We start from the raw sequence: 21,058 nt of genomic DNA, 5'->3' as shown, positions 1-21,058 counted from the left end.
CACCCTAGCGTGTGCCGGTCCACGCGGTCCTTGCCGCACCGGTCGGCGGGATGCTCAGGCCCAGGTGCGGGCGTAGCGGTCGGCATCGAACTTGCGCTTCAGGCCGCCCGCATTCATGTAGCGAACCGTGCCGAAAACCGGGCGGCGGGCCCACGGACGGTCATGCAGCCCCAGCACCCAGCCCAGGCCCGCGTAGCTGTTGGGATCGCGGCCGTCCTGCTCATGGCGGTTGTTCAGCCACAACATGTCCGCGTAGGCGGTGCGCGGGTCGGGGGTCCATTCCAGAATCTTCTTGCCCCAGTACATGCGCATGTAGTTGTGCATGCGCCCGGTCTGCACCATCTGGCGCTGGGCGGCGTTCCAGTACGGATCATGGGTCTGCGCCGCATCGAACTGTTCGCGGGTGTACAGGTGCTCGCGGCGGTCGCCGGCGTGTTCCTCCAGTGTTTTGCGGGACCATTCGGGCAGTCCGTCGTACTGGTCGTACAGCGGGTTGAAGGTACAGAGGTTGAAGCTCAGTTCGCGGCGCACGATCAGCTCCTCGATAAAGGCGTCCGCGCCAGGGCCGCCGTGTTCACGGGCCACCAGCGCGGCGGTCAGCGGCGACAGGTGCCCGTAGTGCAGGAACGCGCTCAGGCGGCTGCCGCCCTCCTCGTTGGGGTCATTGCGCCGCCCGTCGTACCGGGCCAGATCCATACTGATGAATTCCTCCACCCGTTCCAGCGCCGCGTCCTCGCCGCCCCGCTCGGTGCCGGGGGGCACGCTGTGGTCAACGGGCAGGGTCTTGACCAGGGCCGCCGGATCACCCACGTCCAGGCCCGCCGCCCAGTCGTCCGTCTGCACCTGCAACTCGTGTTCCTCCAGCGGCACCAGATACTCGTGCCACAGCCGCTGCACTTTTGGTCGGATGGTCCGCGCCGCGTATTCCAGCCGGCGGCTGACCGTATGCACCGGAATCACGGCCTCGGACTCGACCTGCACGAAGGGAACATTCAGGTGGGCCTTTAACCAGTCGCGCCATGCCCGCTGAAGGTTGAGGTAGCCCACATCGGTGACGACCAGGGCCGCGCCCTCCCGCGCCGCCGTGAGCGCGACCTCGGGCGGCTTGCCGGTGCGGATGGACAGCAGGATGCCACGCGCCGCCAGATTGACGCGCAGATCCCGCAGGCCCTCAAGCAGGTACTGAAAGTGACGGGCGTTGGCCTCCGGGTAATCGGGGGTCAGGCCAAAGACGGCCACCAGCGGTACCTTCCGTTCATTGGCCTGCCGCACGGCGTATTCCAGCGCGTGGTTGTCGCGCGTGCGTACGCCCGCTTGCACCCACAGCAACACGAAGCCCCCCCGTGCGGGCGTTCCGGGCCGCAGCGGCTGAACGCGCGAATCATGGATCATGGGCGGGTTCTAGCGTGTGGCGGCGGGCGGGATGGTGGGCCGGAACGCAGAAGCACACCGTTCGGTGGCCTGCTCCTTCCCTACTCGCCCGACAGCCGCCGCACCGGCAGCCTCGCCCAGCCCCGGCGTGAGATCCAGCGCAGGGCGATCACCACCACCACCCCGCCCAGCTGGGATTGAAACGGCGTGACGTGCGGGTGCAGCGCCCACACCGTGAACGCGCCGGCCGCCGCCGCCGTGGCATACAGCTGGTCGCGGCGGTACATCACCTCCGGCACCTCATTGGCAATCAGGTCACGGATGATGCCGCCGCCCACGCCGCTGATGGCCCCGGTGAACACCACGCCCAGCGGCCCCAGCCCGAAATTGATGGCCCCCAGCGCTCCGCTCGCGGCGAACAGCGCCAGACCCGCCGAGTCGAACACGCTGAGGGTGCGCTCGAAGCGGGCCAGCCGCTCGCCGAAGGCAAAGGCCAGCGCCGCCCCGAGCAGCGCCGCGTACAAGTAGGTCTCGTCGCGCAGGAACAGCGGTGGCGTCTGACCGGTCAGGGTGTCGCGGATGGCCCCGCCCCCCACCGCCGTGACGCACCCCAGCACCAGCACCCCGAACAGGTCAAAGCGCTTGCGGACCCCCAGCAGCGCTCCGGACAGCGCGAAGGCCAGCACGCCGATCAGGTCGAGCCAGTGCAACCCGGTTTCCAGGGTGATGGGCGGCAGCAATTCGTGCACGCGCGCACTGTAGCCCAACAGCGGTTCAAAAGACGGAGGGCTGCGTGCTATACTCCCCGCTGTTGTCTCGCTTCTCCCCCCCTTTCGGGTGAGCGAGAACCGCGCCCCGGCGGGAGACGCCGTGCGGCCCAGGAGAAAAGAACATGGCTAAGCATCCCGTTCCCAAAAAGAAGACCAGCAAGAGCAAGCGCGACATGCGCCGCAGCCACCACGCGCTGACCGCCCCCAACCTGACCGAGTGCCCCCACTGCCACAGCAAGAAGCTCTCGCACCACATCTGCCCCAGCTGCGGCTATTACGATGGCCGTCAGGTGCTGGCCGTCTAAGCAGGTTCCATCCCGGAAAAGCTCCCCATGCGGGAGCTTTTTTCTTTGGGTCCCGCTGAGCTTTGTGCCATCCGCCTTGCGCGTTGCCCGCGTTATCCTCGTGGCCATGACCCTGACCTTTGAGGAGAAACTGAACAACTATGCGCGGCTGGCCGTGCGGGTGGGCCTGGGGGTGCGCAAGGGCCAGCGCGTGCTCGTGCAGGCCCCGGTGGACACTGCCCAGCTTGCCCGCGCCGTGGTGCGCGAGGCCTACGCGGCGGGCGCGTCCTTTGTAGACGTGCGCTGGGACGATGACGACGTGCAGCTCGCCCGCTTCGAGCTCGCCCCGGACGGCAGCTTCGAGACCCTCAGCAAGTGGCGGGTGGACGCCGAGATCGAAACCGCCCAGGCGGGCGGGGCCGTGATCGCCATTCGCGCCACCAACCCCAACCTCCTGGGCGGCGTGGACGCCGGGCGCGTGGCGACGCACCAGCGCGCGCTGGCGGCCTACCGCCGGCCCTACACCGAACAGGTCATGACCAACCGCCTGAACTGGAACCTGATCAGCGCGCCCATTCCCGGCTGGGCGGCGTTGATGTTCCCCGACGCCAGTGCCGAGGAGGCCATAAGCCAGCAGTGGGACGCCATCTTCGCCGCGACCCGCGCCGACCAGCCCGATCCGGTGACCGCGTGGCAGGAGCACCTCGCGAACCTGCAGCGCCGCCGCGAACTGCTCACCGAAAAGCAGTACGCCGCGCTGCACTTTCAGGGGGGCGAGACCGACCTGACCGTGGGGCTGGCCGAGGACCACGTCTGGGGTGGCGGCGCGGCCGATACCCCCGGCGGCATCACCTTCACCGCCAACATTCCCACCGAGGAGGTCTGGACCGCTCCGCACCGGGAACGGGTGGACGGCGTGGTGGTCAGCACCAAGCCGCTGTCGTACAACGGCACGCTGCTCGACGGCATCCGCATCGAATTCAAGGACGGGCGCATCACCCGCGCCACTGCCCGCAACGGTCAGGCCGCCCTGGACAAGATGATCGACACCGACGAGGGCAGCCACCGTCTGGGCGAGGTGGCCCTGGTGCCGCACAGCAGCCCGATTTCCCGCTCCGGAATGTTCTTTTTCAACACCCTGTATGACGAGAACGCGGCCTCGCACATCGCCATCGGCAACGCGTACCGCTTCAATGTAAAGGGGGGCGTGGATCTGACCACCGAACAGTTCATGGCCAAGGGCGGCAACGATAGCCTGACCCACGTGGACTGGATGATCGGCAGCGGCGAGATGGACGTGACGGGCATCACCCAAGACGGCACCCGCGAGCCGGTGATGCGCGCGGGCGAGTTTGTGATCTGACGCCGGCCGGAGCATCGGGGCGTGATTCGGGGATCTCCCGGTCCACGCCCCGCGCCCTGTGTGCCCTGGGGCCGCCGGGCCTCAGGGCTGCAGGTCGGCCTCGTCGGTCAGGAAGTCCACCGCGCCGCTGCCGATCTCGTAGAAGCCGCCGATCACGCGGATCTGGCCCCGCGCCTCGGCCGCCTGAATCACGCTCTGCTGGCGCAGCACATGCACCTGATGGCGGACGTTGTTCAGAACCGCCTCGCGCATCCGGGCCTTCTTGTCGCGGATGGGCGGCAGGTGCTCGATGCTCGGCGTGATCTTGTGGATCAGGCTCTGGAGGTTCTCGGGCTCCTGCGCGATCTTCTCGGGGGGCAGCAGGGCGGCGGCCACCGCGCCGCAGGCCTCGTGACCCATCACCATCACCAGATGCACGTTCAGATGCTCGATGGCGTACTCCAGCGTGCCCAGTCCCGCCTCGCCCACCACGTTGCCCGCCACGCGCACCACGAACAGGTCGCCCAAGCCCACGTCGAACACCAGTTCCACCGGCACGCGGCTGTCGCTGCAGGCGAGCACCGCGGCGTAGGGCGACTGGCCCATGATCTGCGCGCGGCGTTCATTGACACCCAGTTCCGGACGCGCACTGCGGCCACCGAAAAAGCGGGCGTTGCCGTCCTTGAGGGCCTCGATGGCGCCCTCGGGGGTCTGGACATCGGTGTGGTGCCGCAGGGCCGCAATGTCCTCCATGCTCGCCCCCCGGCGCACGGCATCCAGGATGCGGCGCTCCAGCTCGGTGGCCTTCAGGACGGTGGTGGGCTGGGCCGGTTCGTGGTCGGTCATCGCGATCAATCTTATCCGCTGCGGCGCGCCGCCGTCCTATCCTCGGACCATGACCGACATCCACGGCAATGTTCAGGACGAGGCGGCGGGCGAGGAGCTGAGCCCGCAGGAACTGCTGGAACGCTATGCCACGCTCCGCGACACCATTCAGGGCCTGGAAGCCGAACGCGAGGCGCTGGCGGCGCAGCTCAAGGCGACGCTGGCCGGCGGGGAGCACGCCGAGACCGACCTGTACCGCGCGGTCCTGAAGGTCTCGCGCCGGGTGGAGTATCCGCTGGAGCGCTTTCGCGAGGTGTTCGGGGACGCCGCCACGCTGGAGGTAGCGAGCGTGGACCGCCGCAAGGCCGAGGCGCTGGCCGGGGCGGGCGATCTGGACGCCGGGCGGCTGCGCGAGCTGGCGGTGGTCCGCGAAACGCAGGCGCTGGTGCTGCAGCCCAAGACGCGCTGAGGCGGCCTGGGGAGACGGCCTGGGTGCTGAAGTTGGCCTGGGTTTCGTTGCGGGGCAACACATCAGGGCAACAAAAAAGCATTGCCGGTGAGCAACGGCACCCACGAATCATCCCTTATGGCTGCTGCCTTCCGGCCCTGACCAGGTTCGAGCGTTCGCGCTGCGTTGCGCCAGCAATGCGCCGCAAACGATAGCACGCTCCCGCAGCTGGGGCAAAGCCCCGGAGATACGGAGCCGCGCGGCTCCGGCAAATGGTCAGCGCCGAACCCCCAGGAGAGTCCGGCGCTGATCTTATGTTCTGGTGCTCGGGATGGGACTTGAACCCACACAGCTAAGCTACACGCCCCTCAAGCGTGCGCGTCTACCAATTCCGCCACCCGAGCACACGTCCAACGAGGGCGACAGCAATAGTAGGGGTGCTCTCCCCACTGTGTCAAGACGTGGGGTCTTGCGCGGACAGACGGGTGTGGTATCTTCGCGTTTGCCGCCGCGAACGGTTGGAGCCGCCGGACCCTTGCCAGGGCACCCTGCAGGGACAACGGTGGATTTTCTCCGGGCTGACGCGCGCGGGACTTTCATAAAGCAAGAGAGGTTCTACTATGATCGACAAGAAAAAGACCATCCAGGCCCACGCCAAGAGCGACAAGGACACCGGCAGCACCGCCGTGCAGATCGCGCTGCTCACCGAGCGCATCAGCAACCTGAGTGTTCACCTGACCGCCAACAAGAAGGACAAGCACGGCCAGCGCGGCCTGCAGCTGCTCAACGGCCAGCGCCGCCGCCTGCTGAAGTACCTTGAGCGCACCAGCTACGACGAGTACATCGCCCTGACGGATCAGCTCAAGATCCGCCGCGGCCAGCGCATCGTTCGCTAAAGTCCCTTTCTGGTCGCAGGCCGCCTCCCAGTAGGGAGGCGGCCTGTTGCTGTGTGCTCAGCGGTCGCTCTCCGCCGTGCGCGTCCGGTCGGGCACGCTGCGCCAGTCGCCGCCGGGCACCGGCCACACGCCGGGCCGGGTCAGCCGGTCCTCCAGGGCGTACAGATAGACCCACGCGGACCCGGGGGAACCGTCCTCCAGGGTCAGGGGGACCTGCCGCCGCAGGTACAGGGGCGGCGCCTCCTCCACGCCCTCCAGTTCATCCAGAAACGGCAGGGCGACCGCCCAGTCGGTGGGCGGGTAGGTCAGGGCGTGCCCCTGCACCGTGTCTCCCGGTTCCCCGGGAACCACCGCGGGGTAGGCCTCGGGATGCAGGTGCAGCAACCGGTGGCCCGACAGGACCGCGCGCTGGGCGCTGAAGCTTCCCCCCAGCGCGGCGATGTGGGCGTTGCGCTCGCCGGGCATCAGGGTGCCGTAGACAAAGACGGTGGTGCAGGCGGCAGGCGGGATCGCGGGCTCGGACACGGGGGTACTGTAGCGCCGGTCTACAGCCGGTGGCCGCGCGGCTGGTGGTAGTACACCCGGCCCACCACCGTGACTTCCTCAGGCTTGACCGGAGGGTGGTCAGGGTTGTCGCTGGTCAACCACACCGGGCCGCCGTAGCTGCGCAGCCGCTTGACGGTCAGCCCCAGTCCCGGCACGTGCAGGACATAGATGCGGCCCTCGCGCAGGTCCAGGTCGCCGGGATCCACATAGATGCGGTCGCCGGGGCGCAGGCCCCCCGTGTCGGTGGTCATGGACTCGCCCTGGACTTCCAGCACGAGCATGCCGGGGCGGTGGTCGCGCAGCGGCACGAGTTCGTGGTCAATGACGCTGGCCGCGTCCTCGGCGAACGGCAGGCCCGCGCTCGCCAGCGCCCGCACCGGCACGCGCACCAGTTCCAGCGTTCCGAGCACGTCCTCGCCGGGCACCGGCGCGAGCAGCGGCAGACCGGTACGGGCCACCCACTCGCCCGCCGGAATCTCCAGCGCCCGCCGCAGGGCGTCCTGGCGGGGGGCAGTCAGCGCGCCCAGCGGCCGGGCGCCGCGTTCCAGGCGGCTGAGGTACGGCTGCGTGACCCGGCCCGGCTCCCCGCCGTGTTGCAGCGTGCGGGCACTGACCTGCCCCTGCTGCAGTCCCAGCGCCAGCCGCCGCTCCAGCAGCCAGCGGCCCAGCGTGGCTTCCGCCGGCGGAAGGGCAGCCGGCTGGGCGGACCCCTGAGGAACGGTCGAGGCGGCATACTCCATGCCCCGACTCTAGCGGAACCGTGAAGACCGGATTGAGTTCCAGCTCCTTGCTTTATGTCTATAGACATATTACTGTAAAGCCCCGATTACGTATGCGGCAGAGAACGGACTCGGATTCTGCTCGAATCGGGTTCTTTTCCGGAGGTTCCTATGTCCGCTTCCCCTCCCGTCCTCGCCTCGCTGTTGGGTCTTGCGCCGCTGCTGGGAGCGGCGTTCGCGGCGGGTGGTGTCACCCAGCTCGCGCGGCTGCTTGCCCAGAACGCGCCGCCGCACGTGCGCATGGCGGCGGCGCTGGGGGTGGCTGCCGGCATCGCTGCCCTGACAGTGGTTGCGCTGCTCACGGCCGCCATACCCCACGGCGTGGATCCGGCGCTGCTGCTCGCCGCCGCCTGCGTGACCGGCTGGAGCGGCCCCGGCATCCTGGCGCGGCTGGGCACGCTGATCGAGCGCCGGCTGGGCCTGACCCCCACCCCCTCCCTGTTCGCCCCGGAGCCGCCGGAGGACAGCGGGCGCGGTCCATCCTGAGGGAGGGCCGGAGGGCGTCTGTATCTCCTGCTACAGGCAAAAAGCAGGCGGGCAAACACTGTGGACTCGCGGTAAACAACAATGGAAAGTCCTGCCACAGACCCCCTCTGCCTTCACCACGCACAATGAATCATGAACGCCACACCAGGCCGCCTTCCGCGCCAGCACCGCCAGGGCCGGATGTTCCACCTTCGCCTCCTGCTGCTGTCCGGCACGCTGCTGGGCGGCCTGGGTGGGCCCGCCGGACTGGTTCAGGCGCAAACAGCCCCGCAGGCAAAGGTTCCGCCTGTTCAGGGAACCGAGCTGGGCCAGCGGCGCACCCAGAACGGTGCGGTCACGGACAGCCAGAGCAACACGGCCAAGCCGCTCACGGACATGGAACGGCAGATGCTCAAGGCCCTGTTCACCAAGGTGCGGCCCGCCACGCTGCGCATCGAGCAGTGTGTGCCCACCAACTGCGTCGAGCCTGACGGCATCGGCTCGGCGGTCCTGATCTCGGCCGATGGACTGGCCCTGACGGCCTACCACGTGGTGGCCCGGGCCCGGACGCTCAGCGCCCAGACGCTGGACAAAAAGCGCTACCCGGTGGAGGTCGTGGGCTACAGCGATCAGGACGATCTGGCGCTGCTGCGGGTGGCGGTCCCGCGGGGCACGCCCTTTCTGCCGCTGGCCGCCTCGGGGCCCAGCGTGGGCGACGCGCTGCTCGCCGTCGGCAACGGCGGGGGAGCCTTTCTGCTGGACAAATCCGGCCGCCTGACTGGCGTGAACGCCGACGCCGGACGCGCCGACTTTCCCCCCGGTACCCTGCAGATGAACGCCCCGCTCGTTCCCGGCGACAGCGGTGGCCCGGTCCTCAACACCCGGGGCGAGGTCACCGGGGTGGTCAGCTACATCAGCCTGAGCCGGGCGGGCGACTCGGCGTCGTTCGCCGTGCCGGTCACAGCCAGCGACACCCGCCTGGCCGAGCTGCGCCAGGGGGTCAAGAAGGATGCCCCGGTCATCGGCATCTACCTGAGTCAGCCCTTTGACGCGCTGTTCGCTCTGGACGCCGAGAACTTCAAACGGCTCAGCGGACTGCTCAAACTGGGCGACACTCCCGGAGCGTTCTTCACCTCGCTGTCGCCGGGAGGGCCCGCCGAGAAGGCCGGCCTCAAGCCCCTGGTCCTCAACGACCAGTCGCAGCGCGTCTCGGGAGACATCGTGACCGCCGTGAACGGCAAACGCATCCTGAACTTCAGCGAGTTCCAGTACGCCGTGCGGGCGTACGCGCCGGGCGACACCATCATCCTGACCGTGCGGCGCGACGAGCGCACCCTGCAGGTCAAGGTGACCCTGACCGGCAGCAGCGAGATCGGCAACTGAGAACGGCCCCGGAAACGCGGCGGGAACGAACCTCTCCCGCCGCGTTTCCGGGCACCCACGCTGCCGGAACCGGGACCACCCGGCGATTTTCAAGAACACCCCTTGACATTTACGCTGAAAACAGAATAATGCAGGCATGGACACCCTCAAGAAAGCAGGTGCGATGCTGGCCCACCTCGACCTCTTCCACCAGATGCTCGACCTGCGGGGGTTGTTGCAGCTGGCCGCCCACATGGAGGAACGCGGCGACCGCGTGACCCTGATCAGCCCCAATCAGATCACCCTGATCGGCGCGGACATGCTCAGCGATTCGGGCCTGACGACCACCAAGGGTGCTCGGATCGAGGCCGCCACCGCGTACCGGGTGCTGCAGGGCCTCAAGGGCCACGACGCCCCTGAATACGCCGTGACCCGCGAGGAACTCGGCGCGCTGAATGCCCGCGCGGTGGCCGACCTGGAGGGCGGCGACGCCCTGAAGGCCTTTGCGGACACCCTGGCCCGCATTGCCGTGGCCCCCGCCGGGACGTCTCCGGCTGCCCCGACCGAGGCGCCCGCCGAACGTTCCTCCCGGGGCCGGCGCGCGGCAGAGGGCGAGGGCGGCGGCCCGGAACAGCCGGCGGCCTGATCCCACCGGGGCACGGCGGCCACAGAAAGCGCGGGGAGGCGAACTGGTCCTGACCTCCCCACGCCCGACCGCGCCCGCGCCCACTGCCCCCCACTGCGGACCGCCCTCCACTTTGCCCGCCACAGCGCGGGTATGCTGAAGGTTATGACCGCGCCGGACACCTCGCCCCACTCCACCGCTGCGCCCACGCGGGTGGCCTCCAACTTCATCACCGAGATCATTGAGCGTGACCTGCAAGAAGGCCGGTACGCGCAGATCGTGACCCGCTTTCCGCCCGAGCCCAACGGCTACGCGCACCTGGGCCACACCTTCGCCTCGTTTCTGGATTTCCAGACCGCTGTGCAGTACGGAGGCCGCTACCACCTGCGGCTGGACGACACCAATCCGGAAGGCGAGTCCCAGGAGTTTGCCGACGCCATCATCGACGATCTGCGCTGGCTGGGCTGGGACTGGGGCGAACACCTGTACTACGCCTCGGACAACTTCGAGCGCTACTACGCCTACGCCGAGCAGCTGATCACCCAGGGCGACGCGTACGTGGACAGCGTGAGCGGCGACGAGATGGCGCGCTTGCGCGGCGACCCCCGCACGCCCGGCACCCCGAGTGCCTACCGGGACCGAAGCGTGGCCGAGAACCTGGATCTGTTCCGCCGCATGCGGGCCGGAGAGTTCGAGGACGGCGCCCACGTGCTGCGGGCCAGGATTGACCTGAGCAGCCCCAACATGAAGCTGCGCGACCCGGTGCTGTACCGCATCCTGCGGGCGTGGCATTACCGCGCGGGCGACGCGTGGTGCATCTATCCCATGTACGACTTCCAGCACCCGCTGCAGGACGCCATCGAGGGCGTTACACACAGCATGTGCAGCCTGGAATTCGTGGACAACCGCGCCATCTACGACTGGCTGATGGAACGTCTGGCGTTCTCGCCGCGCCCCCACCAGTACGAGTTCGGGCGGCGCAGCCTGGAATACACCGTGGTGTCCAAACGCAAGCTGCGCCAGCTGGTCCAGAGCGGCGTGGTCAGCGGCTGGGATGATCCCCGCATGCCCACCCTGCGCGCCCAGCGGCGCCTGGGGGTCACGCCGGAGGCGGTCAAGGCCTTTGCCAGCGCGATCGGGGTCAGCCGCACCAACCGCACCGTGGACATTGCCGTCTACGAGAACGCGGTGCGCGACGACCTGAACCACCGGGCGCCGCGCGTGATGGCGGTGCTGGACCCGGTGCGCGTGACCTTGCAGGGACTGGACGCAGAGCGCCGCCTGAGCGTGCCGTACTGGCCACATGACGTGGTGGCAGCCTCCCCCGACGGGCTGGTGGCGCTGCCCACGGGCGAGCGCGTATCCCCGGAGCGGGCGGTTCGGGACGTGCCCCTGAGCCGTGAGCTGTACATCGAGCGCGAGGACTTCAGCGCTGATCCGCCCAAGGGGTTCCGGCGCCTGACGCCCGGCGGCACGGTCCGGCTGCGCGGCGCGGGCATCATCCGCGCGGACAGCTTTGAAACCGACGGCACGGGGCAGGTCACCCACATCCGGGCCACCCTGCTGGACGAGGATGCCAGGGCGGGCGGCGTGATTCACTGGGTCAGTGCCGAACAGGCCGTTCCCGCCGAATTCCGGCTGTACGACCGCCTGTTCCGTGTTTCCAATCCAGACGGTGAACAGGGCGACTCCCCCACCCCCGACTTTGATCCCGAGCAACCGGGCCATGACAGCGGCCCGCCCGACACCGGCTTCCTGCGCCACCTCAACCCCGACAGCCTGCGCGTCACGCGCGGCTATGTGGAGGCGAGCGTGGCCCATGACCCGCCCGAGACCCGCTACCAGTTCGAGCGGCAGGGCTACTTCTGGCGCGACCCTGTGGACAGCCGCGAGGATGCCTTGGTGTTCGGCCGGATCATCACCCTGAAAGATGCCTGGGCGGGGGGCGGCCAGAAAGCCCCGAAGGCCGAGGAACGCCGCCCCCGCGCCGCGGACCCCAGGCCGAAGGCCGGGGCAGAAGCTGCCCCCAGCACCCAGCCTGCCCTGACGCCCGAACAGGAAGCGGACATGGCGCGGCTGACCGCACGGGGCGCGGCCGAGGCCGACGCGCGGACGGTGGCGCGCGACCCGGCGCTGCTGGCCTTTCTGGACGGCGCCCAGCCCGGCGAGACCTTCGCGCAGGCGGCCTCGTGGACGGTCAATGACCTGGCGGCCGCGCTGCGGGCAGGCACGGCCCGGGTGCTGGCCGCCGACCTGGCCCCACTGGCACAGTTGCTCGCCTCGGGCACCGTGACCTCCCGCGTGGCCCGCGACGCCCTGGCCCGCGCCGTCGCCTCTGGCGAAGCCCCCGCCGCCATCATCGAGCGTGAGGGGCTGGCCGCGGGGCTGGACGACACTGAGCTGACCCGCACCGTCCGCGAGGTGCTGGAGCGGCATCCGGCCGAGGTGCAGGCCTACCGGGACGGCAAGACCGCCCTGCTGGGCTTCTTCACCGGTCAGGTGATGCGCGCGACCCGCGGCAAGGCCGAGCCGGGCCGGGTCGCGCAGGTGCTGGGCGAGGCCCTGGCACCGTCCGCACGCTGAGCGACGGCCCAACACGCGAACGGGCCGGCCTTATGCGCCGGCCCGTCATGTATACCGGCGGTTCGCTCAGTTCAGCATGCGTCCGTCCTGCTGGCCCATCAGGGCCTGCGCCTTGCCCAGGTGGTCGCGCAGGGTCACGAACCAGTCGTCGCTCTCGGGGGTATGCTTCAGGGCCTGCTGGGCGTGGGCATAGGCCGCCGCCGGATCGGGAAAACCCTGCTGCGCCATCACGTCGGCGGCCATCTGGTGTCCAGTGATCCAGTCGCGGCTGTCCGGGGCGGCCTCACGGATCACGCGTTCGTAATGCTCCAGGGCGTCGTCCAGCTGAAAGTAATCCAGGGCCACGCTGCCCAGCACCAGGCTGGCCGGCACCACCGCGCCCTGCGCCAGCGCCTGCTCGGCGGCCATCTGCGCCTCGGGCATGCGTCCCAGACGGTAGTCGCACTCGGCAATGTCGGCCAGAACCTCGGGCTGGTACGGATAATCGGGGATGCTCAGGGCCGCTTCCAGCCGCTCGCGGGCTTCCAGCGGGCGGTCCAGGTCCAGCAGGACCACGCCCAGCTCGTGGTGGGCATACGGGCGGTCGCCTTCCTCGGCCAGGGCCAGCGCGGCCTCGAAGGCAGCGATGGCCTCCTCGGGACGGCCCAGATGGCTCAGCACCTGCCCCCGGACCAGCGCCACGCCGTAGCTCGGGTCTCCGTGCTGCTGTTCCAGACGGCCCGCCTCACGAATCATCTCGAAGGCGGCCTCGGGCTGCTCCAGATGCAGCAGCGCCTGGGCCCGCAGGTAGTGCCAGGTCGCCAGATTCAGCCCTTCATCGTCGGGCTGTGCGCCCGCCGGGGAGCCGTACAGCAACCGGGCACTGTCCAGCGCGCCCTTGGCCTCGGCAGGCTGGCCGTTTTGCAGCAGCAGGGCGGCCTGTTCCTGCAACATCACCGCGCGGTCCATGCCGCCGGCCAGATGGGCCGCCTCGCCATACAGGTGAATGGCGTCCACGGTATGGCCCAGTCCCTCCTGGGCATCGGCCTGCCACGACCGCAGACGCCAGCGCAGGTGGATGGGCAGTTCGCTGCTCGCCAGATGCAGGTCCAGGGCCCCCTGAGGCTGCTCGGCCAGGGCCAGGGCACACACCGCATGAAAGCGCGCCACCGGGTCGGCGGCTTCCCGCACCTCCGGGCCGGGCAGGGCGGCGTCTGGCCCACGGGTGCGGGCATCGAGTTCGGCGCTGAGGGCCAGATACAGGGGGGCCGTTCTCACCCCGGCGTCCAGGGTGCGCGCCTGGCGCAGCGCCTCGGCCACCTGTGTGGTGGCCGGGTCGCCGTACAGCGCATGCACGCTCGCCAGGTACAGCCAGATGCGGGCACGTTCGGGCCGGGCCGCCTCGGACAGGGCAGCGTCCAGCACGACAAAGGCCGCCTCGTAATCTCCTCCGGCCAGGGCCGTGCAAGCCTGTTGCCAGGTGGTGTCCGCGTCAATCATTCTCCGTCAGGATAGTCCATCCCTTCCGGGTGGACCGCACGCCGCATGGGCCAGCGCAGAACCGGCGCAGAAGAAGCGCAGGGCGGAGGACTGTGTTGCATGGCCCTGACTCACCTGCCCCCACCACCGGCCCCCCACCACCTGAGTTTCGGAACGTTAAAGCGCAGGTGTGAAATCGGGACAATTTCATGCACCTTGAGTCTGGTACACTCAAGTCTAGAAGGGGCGAAGTCCGCCCCACCCCTACTTTTCCCCCTGGAGGAACGTTCTTGAGGCGGCTCAATCCCTGGCTGATCGTGTTATTCGTCCTGGCACTGTTTTTGATGTTCTCGCAGATGCCGTCTACCGGACGCGTCAATGTCAACTATAACGAATTCAAATCGCTGCTGGAGCAAGACCGCGTGCAGCAGGTCATTGTCCGTGAAAGCAATGCCACCGTGACCCTCAAGGGGCCCACGCAGGTTGACCTGCCCACCCAGGGCAACCAGCCGGCCCGCACCACCGACCTCAGCGCCTTCACGGTGCGGCTGCCCAGCAGCCTCGCCACCCCCGACAGCAGCCTGATCAACCAGCTGGAAACCCGGGGCGTGGACTACCGCTTCGAGGCTCCCAGCCAGTGGCTGGGCATCCTGCTGAACTTCCTGCCCATCATCCTGCTGATTGGTCTGATGTACTTCTTCTTCATGCGCGCCCAGGGCGGCCAGAGCGGCGTCATGCAGTTCGGGCAGAGCAAGGCCAAGAAGTACGGCAAGGAAAACCGCGTCCAGACCAAGTTCACGGACGTGGCCGGACACGAGGAAGCCAAGAAGGAACTGATCGAGGTCGTGGATTTCCTGAAAAATCCCGGCAAGTACCACCAGATCGGTGCCGAGATCCCCAAGGGCGTGCTGCTCGTCGGCCCTCCCGGCACCGGTAAGACGCTGCTGGCCCGCGCGATTGCCGGCGAGGCGGACGTTCCGTTCTTCTCGGTGAGCGCCTCGGAGTTCATGGAGATGTTCGTGGGCGTCGGCGCCAGCCGCGTGCGCGCCCTGTTCGAGGACGCCCGCAAGAGTGCGCCCGCCATCATGTTCATCGACGAGATCGACTCGATTGGCCGCAAGCGCGGTGCGGGCATCGGCGGCGGACACGACGAGCGTGAGCAGACCCTCAACCAGATCCTCTCGGAGATGGACGGCTTCGACAAGTCCAGCAACGTGATTGTGCTGGGCGCGACCAACCGCCCCGACGTGCTGGACCCGGCGCTGCTGCGCCCCGGCCGCTTCGACCGTCAGGTCACCATTGACCTGCCCAACATGAAAGAGCGCGAGGCCATCCTCAAGGTCCACCTGCGCAACAAGCCGCTGGCCGAAGGCGTGGACGTGAATGAGGTTGCCAAGAGCACGCCGTACTTCTCGGGGGCGGACCTCAAGAACATCACCAACGAGGCCGCGCTGGAAGCCGCCCGCCTGAGCAAGACCCAGATCGACATGAGCGATTTCTACCGCGCGCTGGACAAGATCACGCTGGGCCTGGAAAACAGCTCGCTGACCATCAGTCCCGAGGAAAAGAAGGCCATCGCGTACCACGAGGCCGGGCACGCCATCACGGCCGCCGTGATTCCGGGCAGCGACAAGCTGCAGAAGGTCAGCATTATTCCGCGTGGACGGGCGCTGGGCGCGGCGTTCTACCTGCCCGAAGAGCAGGTGCTGATGAGCAAGGAGCGCCTGGAGAACCAGCTGGTCGTGGCCCTGGGCGGACGCGCTGCCGAGGAAGTGTTCATGGGCAGCGTGACCTCGGGCGCCGCCGACGACTTCCGCAAGGCGACCAACATCGCCCGCAAGATGGTGCTGGAGTGGGGCATGGGCGAGAACTTCAAGAACATGGCCCTGTCCAGCGACTCCGGCCCGGTGTTCCTAGGCGAGGACATGGCCCGGCCCAAGGCCTTCAGCGAGCACACCAGCCAGCTGGTGGACGAGGATGTCAAGCGCATCCTGACCCGCGCCTTCGAGCGTGCCCGTGAGATCGTCAGCGAGTACAAGGCTGCCATGCACGAGGTTGCCGACGCCCTGCTGAGCCAGGAACTGATCACCGGTGACGTGGTGCGCGACGCCGTGGCGAAAGTGGGCAACCCGCAGATGCCCATGCCGCAGACCACGGCATAAACCTTCACTTCAATGAAAAGCCCCCGCCGAGATGCGGGGGTTTTTTCGTGTCTGTTTCTCCTGCGCCCTGCCGGTGACCTATGACTTGAGGTTCGGCAGGTAAAACAGCAGGTCCATTGACGGCGGCCGGACGCCCTGTGTCCGCAACAGTGCGGCGATCTGTGCGGTGTGCCGGACCTCGTGCAACATGACGTGCCACAGCAGACCGTCCAGTTTGAAGTGTTCTTCGGGCGTGTCCTCCACCACCCGGTCCAGATCGGCGTCGGTCAGTGTGGACAGGTAGACCACGGTACTGGCCTCCACTGCTCGCCAGTAATCCAGCAGATCTGAGAGCGGAAAGGCGCCGAAGACAGGACCGTCCCTGGTCTCCTTCAGCACGGGAAAGCAATCCTTCACGGGCGGGTCCCGCAAGATGGTGTAGTGAAGCCAGCCGTCCTCCACGCTGGCCGTATGCGCCACCAGATCCTTGATGCTGTGGAACCGTTCTCCGTCCAGCACGGGGCGGGACAGCACCTCATCCGGCACAGCTTCCAGCGTGGACCACAGGTCACGGCGGGCGCGCCTCAGGTAGTCATACAGTTCAGGAATCTTCACTACGCCCTCCAGATGGCCCAGTGTGCGTCCAGGGCGTCCATGTCCTGTGCCGTGCGCCCGCCCATCCGCAGCAGGGCCAGCACCTGCCCCCGGTGGTGGCTGTCGTGGACGATGGTGTGTTGCAGAAAGTGGGCGGGATTCGTCTGGTACGCGCCTTCCCCCCAGGGATCGTCGAAGGCACGGTTCCCGTCCAGCGCGTCCTGAACTGCCTTCAGTGCCGCCGTGTCCCCAGCGGCAAAGGCGGCCGCCAGCTCGTGCGGCGGGCTGTCCTGCCAGCGCCACTCGGGATCTCCGTCCGCATCCTTGCGTGCCGGGTCCAGCAGTGGCCCGGCATGGGCGCGCGACAGATTCCACAGCCAGCCCACCCGGAAGCGGGCCATATGCCGCAGGTGTTGCTCCACGGTCCACCCACCCCGTCCACCGGACAGGGCAAAGTCGGCGTCGGTCAGGGCGTTCAGCAAGAAGGCATTGACGCGCCCGTTGCGGGCAAATGATTCGTGGAGCAGGCTCAGATCGGTCATGAATTCTCCTTTGGCCGGCGTCATCCGCCCACCTGCATGTGCACAGTCACTTGGTCGCCTTCCCCGATCTTTTCGGCCTTTCGAACCGCCAGCTTGACCGGCAGAATGTACAACCCATCTTTGGGAAACAGTGACGTTTTCCATTCGGTGCCGCTCACCCTGGCCCTGACCGGAATCATGCCCCAGCCGTAGGTGACGAACCGGGCCGCCGCCCTGATGGCCTGGGCCTGTTCGGCGGGGACCGTCACAAAATAGTGCGGGGCTGGGCCTTTCCAGTACCAGACGGGACCGCTGAATTTAAGGGTCATGGACATCATTCACCGCAGCGTGTGTCGTAGGAGCTGAAGCCGCGTCGGCTCAGGCTTCAGGCAGTGTGTCTTCGAGGGTGTCCTGGTGGACCCGGTCCACGGTCTCCAGCATCAGCCCACCGCTCAGCCGACCGTTCCACTGTCTGCCCAGCAGCCGGTGCCCGGTCCCGGACATGGCCTGTGCGCGGGCCCCGGCGCGTGGCGGCACGGTGAAGGAGCCGGTGGCAACATTGCTCACGGCCCCATGTAGTCATAGAAGGCGGGCGGCTCGATACCCAGTGCCCGCAGGTACACGTACCCCTGCCCCCGGTGGTGAATCTCGTTGTCCACCGCGAAGGCCACGCTCTGCTGCGGAGAGAAGCGGCCCCAGGCCATGTCCTGCGCGGTGGTGAACCACCCGGGCTCCACCCCGGCGAAGGCGGATTCCAGCTGTGGGGTCTGCGCATCCCAGGCGTCCAGCACGGCGGCGCGGGTGTTCAGATCGGAGGATTCGGGGGGCTGCCAGCTCCAGTCGTCGGTGGTCAGGCCCCTCAGGTGGTAGCCGGTCAACCCCCACAGTTCCAGCGTCAGTTCGCCGAAGGTCCGCATCGGCGGAGCGGCGGTAAAGCTGAACAGCCGGTCTTCGGGAAAGGCCTCGATCACCCGGCGGGTCAGGCAGCGGTGGCCCTGCCAGTGCGCCAGGACATCGGCGACCGAAAGAACCCTGGGGGACCCGGAACCCACGGCGGGAGACACTTCAACAACGGACGTATTTGTCATCTTGACCTCCGCCCACAGCGTAACGGGTATTCCCGTCAGGTCCTGTCGTTTTTGTATGCCAGGATACGCCCATGTACGACCCCTCCATGCGGGTGCTCACGGTGCTGGAAGTTCTGCAGTCCCGCGAAAGCGTGACCGGCGCGGAACTCGCCGCGCTGCTGGAGGTCAGCCCGCGCACGGTGCAGCGCTACGTGGCCCGCCTGCAGGACCTGGGGATTCCGGTGGAGGGGCGGCGCGGCGTGGGCGGGGCGTATCACCTGAGGCCCGGCTTCCGGCTGCCCCCGCTGATGTTCACGGACGAGGAGGCGCTGAGTCTGGCGCTGGGGCTGCTGTCGCTGCGGCACCTGGGGCTGGGGGCGCTGGTCCCGGCGGCCCATGCGGCGGGCGCCAAGCTGGCCCGCACGCTGCCGCAGGCCCTGCGCGAGACGGTGCAGGCGCTCTCGGCGGCGGTGCAGCTGGACTCCTCGCCGTGGGTGGTGCAGGCGGACGCGGCGCTGCTCGCAGAGGTGCTCGCGGCGGTCCGCGCGGCCCGGACGGTGGAATTCGGCTACACCGACCTGCATGGCCGCCCAACGCGCCGGCAGATGGACGTGTACCGCGCCCTGCACTTGGACGGCCGGTGGTATGTGGTGGGCCGCTGCCACCTGCGTCAGGCGCTCCGGTCCTTCCGACTCGACCGCATGGACGACCTGCATGTGCTGAGCAGCGGCTTTGAGGCGCCGCCCGACTTTGATGCCCTGGCCTTCCTGCAGGCCAGTCTGCCGGACCCGCCCCGGACCCACCACATCAGTGTGTGGCTGGCCGCGCCGCCCGGAGAGTTGCGCGGCCGCCTGTCCGTGTGGTTCACCGATCTGGTGGCCGAGGCCGGAGGCACCCGGGTGCGCTGTCAGCGCGAGCGGCTTGAAGACTTCGCCGCGCTGCTGCTCGGGCTGGACTGCGGGGTGCGGGTGGATGAACCCCCGGAACTGCGCCGGGTGTTTGCCGCGTTCTCGGCACGGTGCGCGGCGCTGGCTGCCCCTACACTGAACCATGACCCTCCCCCCCACCCCTGAGGAGCTGGCGCAGGGCAAGGCCTACCCGGCCCCCGGCATCACGGTGTACTACGACGCGCGGCGCTGCGTGCATGTCGCCAATTGCGTGCGCGGCCTGCCCGACGTCTTTGATACCGCGCAGCGCCCGTGGATTCAGCCGGGCCAGGCCCCCGCCGGGCGCGTGGCCGCCGTGGTCCGCACCTGTCCCACCGGGGCGCTGCATTACCGCCTTGACGACGGTCCCGCGGAGGCCCCCGCTGATCCCACGACGGTGTTGCCCATTCCTGACGGCCCCCTCACCGTGACGGGTAACCTGAGCATTCAGACCCCAGCCGGCGAGGTCCGCGACGTCCGTGTCACGCTGTGCCGCTGCGGTCACAGCGCGAACAAACCCTTCTGTGACGGCACCCACGCCCGGGTGGGCTGGCGCAGCGCCGACTGAACGGTCGCGTTCTCTTCACCTGCATATTGCCCTTCTCCACCTGCGTCCTGTTTCCCCCTTGATCCGCCAAGGGTTAAGTAGGTTTTTTACAGTTCCTTATGGTGAGAAAGCCCACAGTGGAGGTCTCAAGCCCGACAAGACGAGGAGACGGTATGAAGCGAGGACGTGGACGGTGGATGTTCGTTCTGGGTCTTGTGCTGGTGGGCTGCGGCACCGCTCCGGTCACCGGCAGCACCGAAGCGGGGGGCACGGCGGCCCTGTCGTCGCTGGCCGTGGGGTCCTCCGGCACGCTGGACCCGGCCTACGGGGAACGGGGGGTGGCCAGTCTGGAGGGCCACCGAACCTGGCTGGCCAGGGCGCTGGTCCAGAGCGACGGTCAGGTGGTGATGGTGGGCCACGGCGCGAAGGGAGGTCAGCTCACGTCCTTCCTGCGGCGCCTCACGGCCGGTGGCCAGCCGGACATGGCGTTTAACGACTCCGGGGCGACCACCTTCCTGGGCACCACGGCGATGGCGGCCCTGCAGTGTCCCCAGGGCGCCAACCGCTACAACGACTGGGGGGCCGAGTGTCAGGATCCCCAGCGCATCGTGGTCGCCCGCTCCAGCGCCGACAACGACGGCCTCACGCTGTCGCGCCTGCTGCCATCGGGCCAGCCGGACCCCTCGTTCGGCGTGCGGGGCCAGGTGGCGCCCGGCCTCTCGGTGGGCGAGGTGCTGGCCGTGCTGATCCAGTCGGACGGCAAGGTGGTGGTGGTTGGCTCGGGCGGTCTGGCCCGGTTCCGGCGGGGCGGTGAGGCAGATCCCACCTTCGGTACGAACGGTTTCGCTGCGCTGGCAGTGAGCGGCTGGATTCAGGACGTCGTGATGGACCCGGCCGAGCGCTTTCTGGTGCTGACCAACGCCGCCGACGGAACGGCCGCCCGCACGCAGGTCCAGCGCCTGACCCAGACCGGGCAGCCCGACCCCGGCTACGGCACCGGGGGGCAGACCACACTGGATTTTGGACCCTCCGGGACCGGCCAGACCCTGCTCGTGCTCAACACCGGCCGGGTGGTGGTCGGCGGAACGGGCGGCCTGTGGCGCCTGCTGCCGGGCGGCGCTCCCGACTCTACCTTCGGCACGGCGGGCCACGCCACCTTGGAGGCCGCGGACGGCGGTGACTTTGTCATCAGCGGCCTGGTGCAGGATCAACAGAACCGGCTGACCGCGAGCGTGCTGACCTCCGAACGCTTTGCGCCAACCCTGCAGGGCAACCTGGCGCGCTTTCGCCCCAACGGTACGCTGGACCCCAGCTTCGGCTCGAGCGGTCTGTCGCATGTGGCCCTGTGCCCGCCGTGTACCGCCACCAACGGCCTGGCCGAGTTCAGCGCCGTGGCTGTGCTCAAGAACGGCCGGCTGCTGGGGCTGGGCACCGGCGGGCGCAGAAGCGGGTTTTCCAACCTGATCGCCGCCCGCATGTTCCCGTAACGGTCCCCGGCGGGCGGCGGG

Annotated in this window: 23 protein-coding genes, 1 tRNA gene and 1 other RNA gene; 12 read left to right on the top strand and 13 right to left on the bottom strand. The window is 68.5% G+C overall.

The annotated features are described in order from the left end of the window. Positions 1 to 54: 54 nt before the first annotated feature. Positions 55 to 1,392 carry a deoxyribodipyrimidine photo-lyase gene (locus IEY21_RS01010; protein WP_188900398.1) on the bottom strand — a complete coding sequence of 446 codons (1,338 nt, stop codon included), beginning with the start codon at positions 1,390 to 1,392 and terminating at the stop codon, positions 55 to 57. 80 nt (positions 1,393 to 1,472) lie between these two features. Further along, positions 1,473 to 2,120, bottom strand: a complete 648-nt coding sequence (locus IEY21_RS01005) for a trimeric intracellular cation channel family protein (RefSeq protein WP_188900396.1) — start codon at positions 2,118 to 2,120, stop codon at positions 1,473 to 1,475. Positions 2,121 to 2,263: 143 nt separating this feature from the next. Between IEY21_RS01005 and rpmF the strand changes: the two genes are divergently transcribed. Continuing rightward, the gene (gene rpmF / locus IEY21_RS01000; RefSeq protein ID WP_188900394.1) at positions 2,264 to 2,446 is read left to right on the top strand and encodes a 50S ribosomal protein L32; all 183 of its coding nucleotides are present in this window, start codon (positions 2,264 to 2,266) and stop codon (positions 2,444 to 2,446) included. A 106-nt stretch (positions 2,447 to 2,552) separates the two neighbouring features. Next, positions 2,553 to 3,788, top strand: coding sequence for an aminopeptidase (locus IEY21_RS00995; protein WP_188900392.1), 1,236 nt, complete (start codon positions 2,553 to 2,555; stop codon positions 3,786 to 3,788). 81 nt (positions 3,789 to 3,869) lie between these two features. Here IEY21_RS00995 and IEY21_RS00990 read toward each other — a convergent pair whose 3' ends face one another. Then, positions 3,870 to 4,613 carry a carbonic anhydrase gene (locus IEY21_RS00990; RefSeq protein WP_188900390.1) on the bottom strand — a complete coding sequence of 248 codons (744 nt, stop codon included), beginning with the start codon at positions 4,611 to 4,613 and terminating at the stop codon, positions 3,870 to 3,872. 49 nt (positions 4,614 to 4,662) lie between these two features. Between IEY21_RS00990 and IEY21_RS00985 the strand changes: the two genes are divergently transcribed. Beyond that, positions 4,663 to 5,061 carry a hypothetical protein gene (locus IEY21_RS00985; RefSeq protein ID WP_188900388.1) on the top strand — a complete coding sequence of 133 codons (399 nt, stop codon included), beginning with the start codon at positions 4,663 to 4,665 and terminating at the stop codon, positions 5,059 to 5,061. Between the two features lie 78 nt (positions 5,062 to 5,139). On the opposite strand, the gene ffs is transcribed toward IEY21_RS00985, so the two are convergent. Both ffs and IEY21_RS00975 read right to left on the bottom strand, forming a co-directional pair. Continuing rightward, positions 5,140 to 5,238, bottom strand: an RNA gene (gene ffs / locus IEY21_RS00980) — signal recognition particle sRNA small type. Between the two features lie 122 nt (positions 5,239 to 5,360). Further along, a tRNA-Leu gene (locus IEY21_RS00975) sits at positions 5,361 to 5,444 on the bottom strand. Between the two features lie 216 nt (positions 5,445 to 5,660). On the opposite strand from IEY21_RS00975, the gene rpsO reads away from it, so the two are divergent. Further along, entirely contained in the window at positions 5,661 to 5,936 is a 276-nt protein-coding gene (rpsO, locus tag IEY21_RS00970; protein ID WP_188900386.1) for a 30S ribosomal protein S15, read from the top strand. A 57-nt stretch (positions 5,937 to 5,993) separates the two neighbouring features. Here the strand turns inward: rpsO and IEY21_RS00965 are convergent, their stop codons facing one another. Together IEY21_RS00965 and IEY21_RS00960 are read right to left on the bottom strand one after the other, a co-directional pair. Then, positions 5,994 to 6,461 carry a gamma-glutamylcyclotransferase family protein gene (locus tag IEY21_RS00965; protein WP_268237759.1) on the bottom strand — a complete coding sequence of 156 codons (468 nt, stop codon included), beginning with the start codon at positions 6,459 to 6,461 and terminating at the stop codon, positions 5,994 to 5,996. A 20-nt stretch (positions 6,462 to 6,481) separates the two neighbouring features. Then, a complete protein-coding gene (locus IEY21_RS00960; protein ID WP_188900384.1) occupies positions 6,482 to 7,222 on the bottom strand; it encodes a LexA family transcriptional regulator in 741 nt (246 codons plus the stop codon). Positions 7,223 to 7,372: 150 nt separating this feature from the next. On the opposite strand from IEY21_RS00960, the gene IEY21_RS00955 reads away from it, so the two are divergent. From IEY21_RS00955 to IEY21_RS00940, 4 genes are all read left to right on the top strand, one after another. Next, complete coding sequence (locus tag IEY21_RS00955) at positions 7,373 to 7,747, top strand: hypothetical protein (protein ID WP_188900382.1); 375 nt, start codon at positions 7,373 to 7,375, stop codon at positions 7,745 to 7,747. 132 nt (positions 7,748 to 7,879) lie between these two features. Beyond that, positions 7,880 to 9,109, top strand: coding sequence for a S1C family serine protease (locus tag IEY21_RS00950; RefSeq protein WP_229752742.1), 1,230 nt, complete (start codon positions 7,880 to 7,882; stop codon positions 9,107 to 9,109). Between the two features lie 136 nt (positions 9,110 to 9,245). After that, positions 9,246 to 9,734 carry a multidrug DMT transporter gene (locus tag IEY21_RS00945; protein ID WP_229752740.1) on the top strand — a complete coding sequence of 163 codons (489 nt, stop codon included), beginning with the start codon at positions 9,246 to 9,248 and terminating at the stop codon, positions 9,732 to 9,734. A gap of 144 nt (positions 9,735 to 9,878) precedes the next feature. Further along, positions 9,879 to 12,296, top strand: coding sequence for a glutamine--tRNA ligase/YqeY domain fusion protein (locus tag IEY21_RS00940; RefSeq protein ID WP_188900380.1), 2,418 nt, complete (start codon positions 9,879 to 9,881; stop codon positions 12,294 to 12,296). Positions 12,297 to 12,362: 66 nt separating this feature from the next. On the opposite strand, the gene IEY21_RS00935 is transcribed toward IEY21_RS00940, so the two are convergent. Continuing rightward, complete coding sequence (locus IEY21_RS00935; protein WP_188900378.1) at positions 12,363 to 13,775, bottom strand: tetratricopeptide repeat protein; 1,413 nt, start codon at positions 13,773 to 13,775, stop codon at positions 12,363 to 12,365. A gap of 269 nt (positions 13,776 to 14,044) precedes the next feature. Between IEY21_RS00935 and ftsH the strand changes: the two genes are divergently transcribed. Beyond that, on the top strand, positions 14,045 to 15,916 hold the full coding sequence (gene ftsH, locus IEY21_RS00930; RefSeq protein WP_188900376.1) for an ATP-dependent zinc metalloprotease FtsH: 1,872 nt from the start codon (positions 14,045 to 14,047) through the stop codon (positions 15,914 to 15,916). Positions 15,917 to 15,994: 78 nt separating this feature from the next. On the opposite strand, the gene IEY21_RS00925 is transcribed toward ftsH, so the two are convergent. Genes IEY21_RS00925 through IEY21_RS00905 form a run of 5 tightly spaced genes read right to left on the bottom strand, consistent with a single transcriptional unit; the run spans position 15,995 to position 18,098 of the window. Beyond that, positions 15,995 to 16,510, bottom strand: a complete 516-nt coding sequence (locus IEY21_RS00925) for a DinB family protein (protein ID WP_188900374.1) — start codon at positions 16,508 to 16,510, stop codon at positions 15,995 to 15,997. Next, the gene (locus IEY21_RS00920) at positions 16,510 to 17,031 is read right to left on the bottom strand and encodes a DinB family protein (RefSeq protein ID WP_188900372.1); all 522 of its coding nucleotides are present in this window, start codon (positions 17,029 to 17,031) and stop codon (positions 16,510 to 16,512) included. Before IEY21_RS00920 ends, IEY21_RS00925 begins: the two co-directional genes overlap by 1 nt. Positions 17,032 to 17,051: 20 nt before the next feature. Next, a complete protein-coding gene (locus IEY21_RS00915) occupies positions 17,052 to 17,348 on the bottom strand; it encodes a DUF1905 domain-containing protein (RefSeq protein WP_229752738.1) in 297 nt (98 codons plus the stop codon). 40 nt (positions 17,349 to 17,388) lie between these two features. After that, a complete protein-coding gene (locus tag IEY21_RS00910) occupies positions 17,389 to 17,577 on the bottom strand; it encodes a hypothetical protein (RefSeq protein ID WP_188900370.1) in 189 nt (62 codons plus the stop codon). Further along, the gene (locus IEY21_RS00905; protein WP_188900368.1) at positions 17,574 to 18,098 is read right to left on the bottom strand and encodes a DinB family protein; all 525 of its coding nucleotides are present in this window, start codon (positions 18,096 to 18,098) and stop codon (positions 17,574 to 17,576) included. Before IEY21_RS00905 ends, IEY21_RS00910 begins: the two co-directional genes overlap by 4 nt. A 71-nt stretch (positions 18,099 to 18,169) precedes the next feature. Here IEY21_RS00905 and IEY21_RS00900 point away from each other — a divergent pair, with 71 nt between their 5' ends. From IEY21_RS00900 to IEY21_RS00890, 3 genes are all read left to right on the top strand, one after another. Then, positions 18,170 to 19,150: a helix-turn-helix transcriptional regulator gene (locus tag IEY21_RS00900; RefSeq protein WP_188900366.1), complete on the top strand. Its 981-nt coding sequence runs from the start codon at positions 18,170 to 18,172 to the stop codon at positions 19,148 to 19,150. Continuing rightward, positions 19,128 to 19,571, top strand: a complete 444-nt coding sequence (locus IEY21_RS00895) for a (4Fe-4S)-binding protein (RefSeq protein ID WP_188900364.1) — start codon at positions 19,128 to 19,130, stop codon at positions 19,569 to 19,571. Before IEY21_RS00900 ends, IEY21_RS00895 begins: the two co-directional genes overlap by 23 nt. Before the next feature lie 152 nt (positions 19,572 to 19,723). Then, the gene (locus IEY21_RS00890; RefSeq protein ID WP_188900362.1) at positions 19,724 to 21,037 is read left to right on the top strand and encodes an NHL repeat-containing protein; all 1,314 of its coding nucleotides are present in this window, start codon (positions 19,724 to 19,726) and stop codon (positions 21,035 to 21,037) included. Positions 21,038 to 21,058: the final 21 nt, after the last annotated feature.

Source organism: Deinococcus aerophilus (genome assembly GCF_014647075.1).
GTDB classification, from domain to species: Bacteria; Deinococcota; Deinococci; order Deinococcales; family Deinococcaceae; genus Deinococcus; species Deinococcus aerophilus.
Note: the sequence above shows the minus strand (reverse complement) of the source record. Positions and strands in the feature narration are given on the sequence as shown.

What these genes read in the sequence shown, in the direction of transcription:
- rpsO (WP_188900386.1), top strand. Translation starts at nt 5,661, where the DNA reads ATGATCGACAAGAAAAAGACCATCCAGGCCCACGCCAAGAGCGACAAG.
- IEY21_RS00985 (WP_188900388.1), top strand. Translation starts at nt 4,663, where the DNA reads ATGACCGACATCCACGGCAATGTTCAGGACGAGGCGGCGGGCGAGGAG.
- IEY21_RS00990 (WP_188900390.1), bottom strand. Translation starts at nt 4,613, where the DNA reads ATGACCGACCACGAACCGGCCCAGCCCACCACCGTCCTGAAGGCCACC.
- IEY21_RS00950 (WP_229752742.1), top strand. Translation starts at nt 7,880, where the DNA reads ATGAACGCCACACCAGGCCGCCTTCCGCGCCAGCACCGCCAGGGCCGG.
- IEY21_RS00890 (WP_188900362.1), top strand. Translation starts at nt 19,724, where the DNA reads ATGAAGCGAGGACGTGGACGGTGGATGTTCGTTCTGGGTCTTGTGCTG.
- IEY21_RS01010 (WP_188900398.1), bottom strand. Translation starts at nt 1,392, where the DNA reads ATGATCCATGATTCGCGCGTTCAGCCGCTGCGGCCCGGAACGCCCGCA.
- IEY21_RS00960 (WP_188900384.1), bottom strand. Translation starts at nt 7,222, where the DNA reads ATGGAGTATGCCGCCTCGACCGTTCCTCAGGGGTCCGCCCAGCCGGCT.
- IEY21_RS00915 (WP_229752738.1), bottom strand. Translation starts at nt 17,348, where the DNA reads ATGATGTCCATGACCCTTAAATTCAGCGGTCCCGTCTGGTACTGGAAA.
- IEY21_RS00905 (WP_188900368.1), bottom strand. Translation starts at nt 18,098, where the DNA reads ATGACAAATACGTCCGTTGTTGAAGTGTCTCCCGCCGTGGGTTCCGGG.
- IEY21_RS00900 (WP_188900366.1), top strand. Translation starts at nt 18,170, where the DNA reads ATGTACGACCCCTCCATGCGGGTGCTCACGGTGCTGGAAGTTCTGCAG.
- IEY21_RS00940 (WP_188900380.1), top strand. Translation starts at nt 9,879, where the DNA reads ATGACCGCGCCGGACACCTCGCCCCACTCCACCGCTGCGCCCACGCGG.
- rpmF (WP_188900394.1), top strand. Translation starts at nt 2,264, where the DNA reads ATGGCTAAGCATCCCGTTCCCAAAAAGAAGACCAGCAAGAGCAAGCGC.
- IEY21_RS00935 (WP_188900378.1), bottom strand. Translation starts at nt 13,775, where the DNA reads ATGATTGACGCGGACACCACCTGGCAACAGGCTTGCACGGCCCTGGCC.
- IEY21_RS00955 (WP_188900382.1), top strand. Translation starts at nt 7,373, where the DNA reads ATGTCCGCTTCCCCTCCCGTCCTCGCCTCGCTGTTGGGTCTTGCGCCG.
- IEY21_RS00945 (WP_229752740.1), top strand. Translation starts at nt 9,246, where the DNA reads ATGGACACCCTCAAGAAAGCAGGTGCGATGCTGGCCCACCTCGACCTC.
- IEY21_RS00895 (WP_188900364.1), top strand. Translation starts at nt 19,128, where the DNA reads ATGACCCTCCCCCCCACCCCTGAGGAGCTGGCGCAGGGCAAGGCCTAC.
- IEY21_RS00920 (WP_188900372.1), bottom strand. Translation starts at nt 17,031, where the DNA reads ATGACCGATCTGAGCCTGCTCCACGAATCATTTGCCCGCAACGGGCGC.
- IEY21_RS00995 (WP_188900392.1), top strand. Translation starts at nt 2,553, where the DNA reads ATGACCCTGACCTTTGAGGAGAAACTGAACAACTATGCGCGGCTGGCC.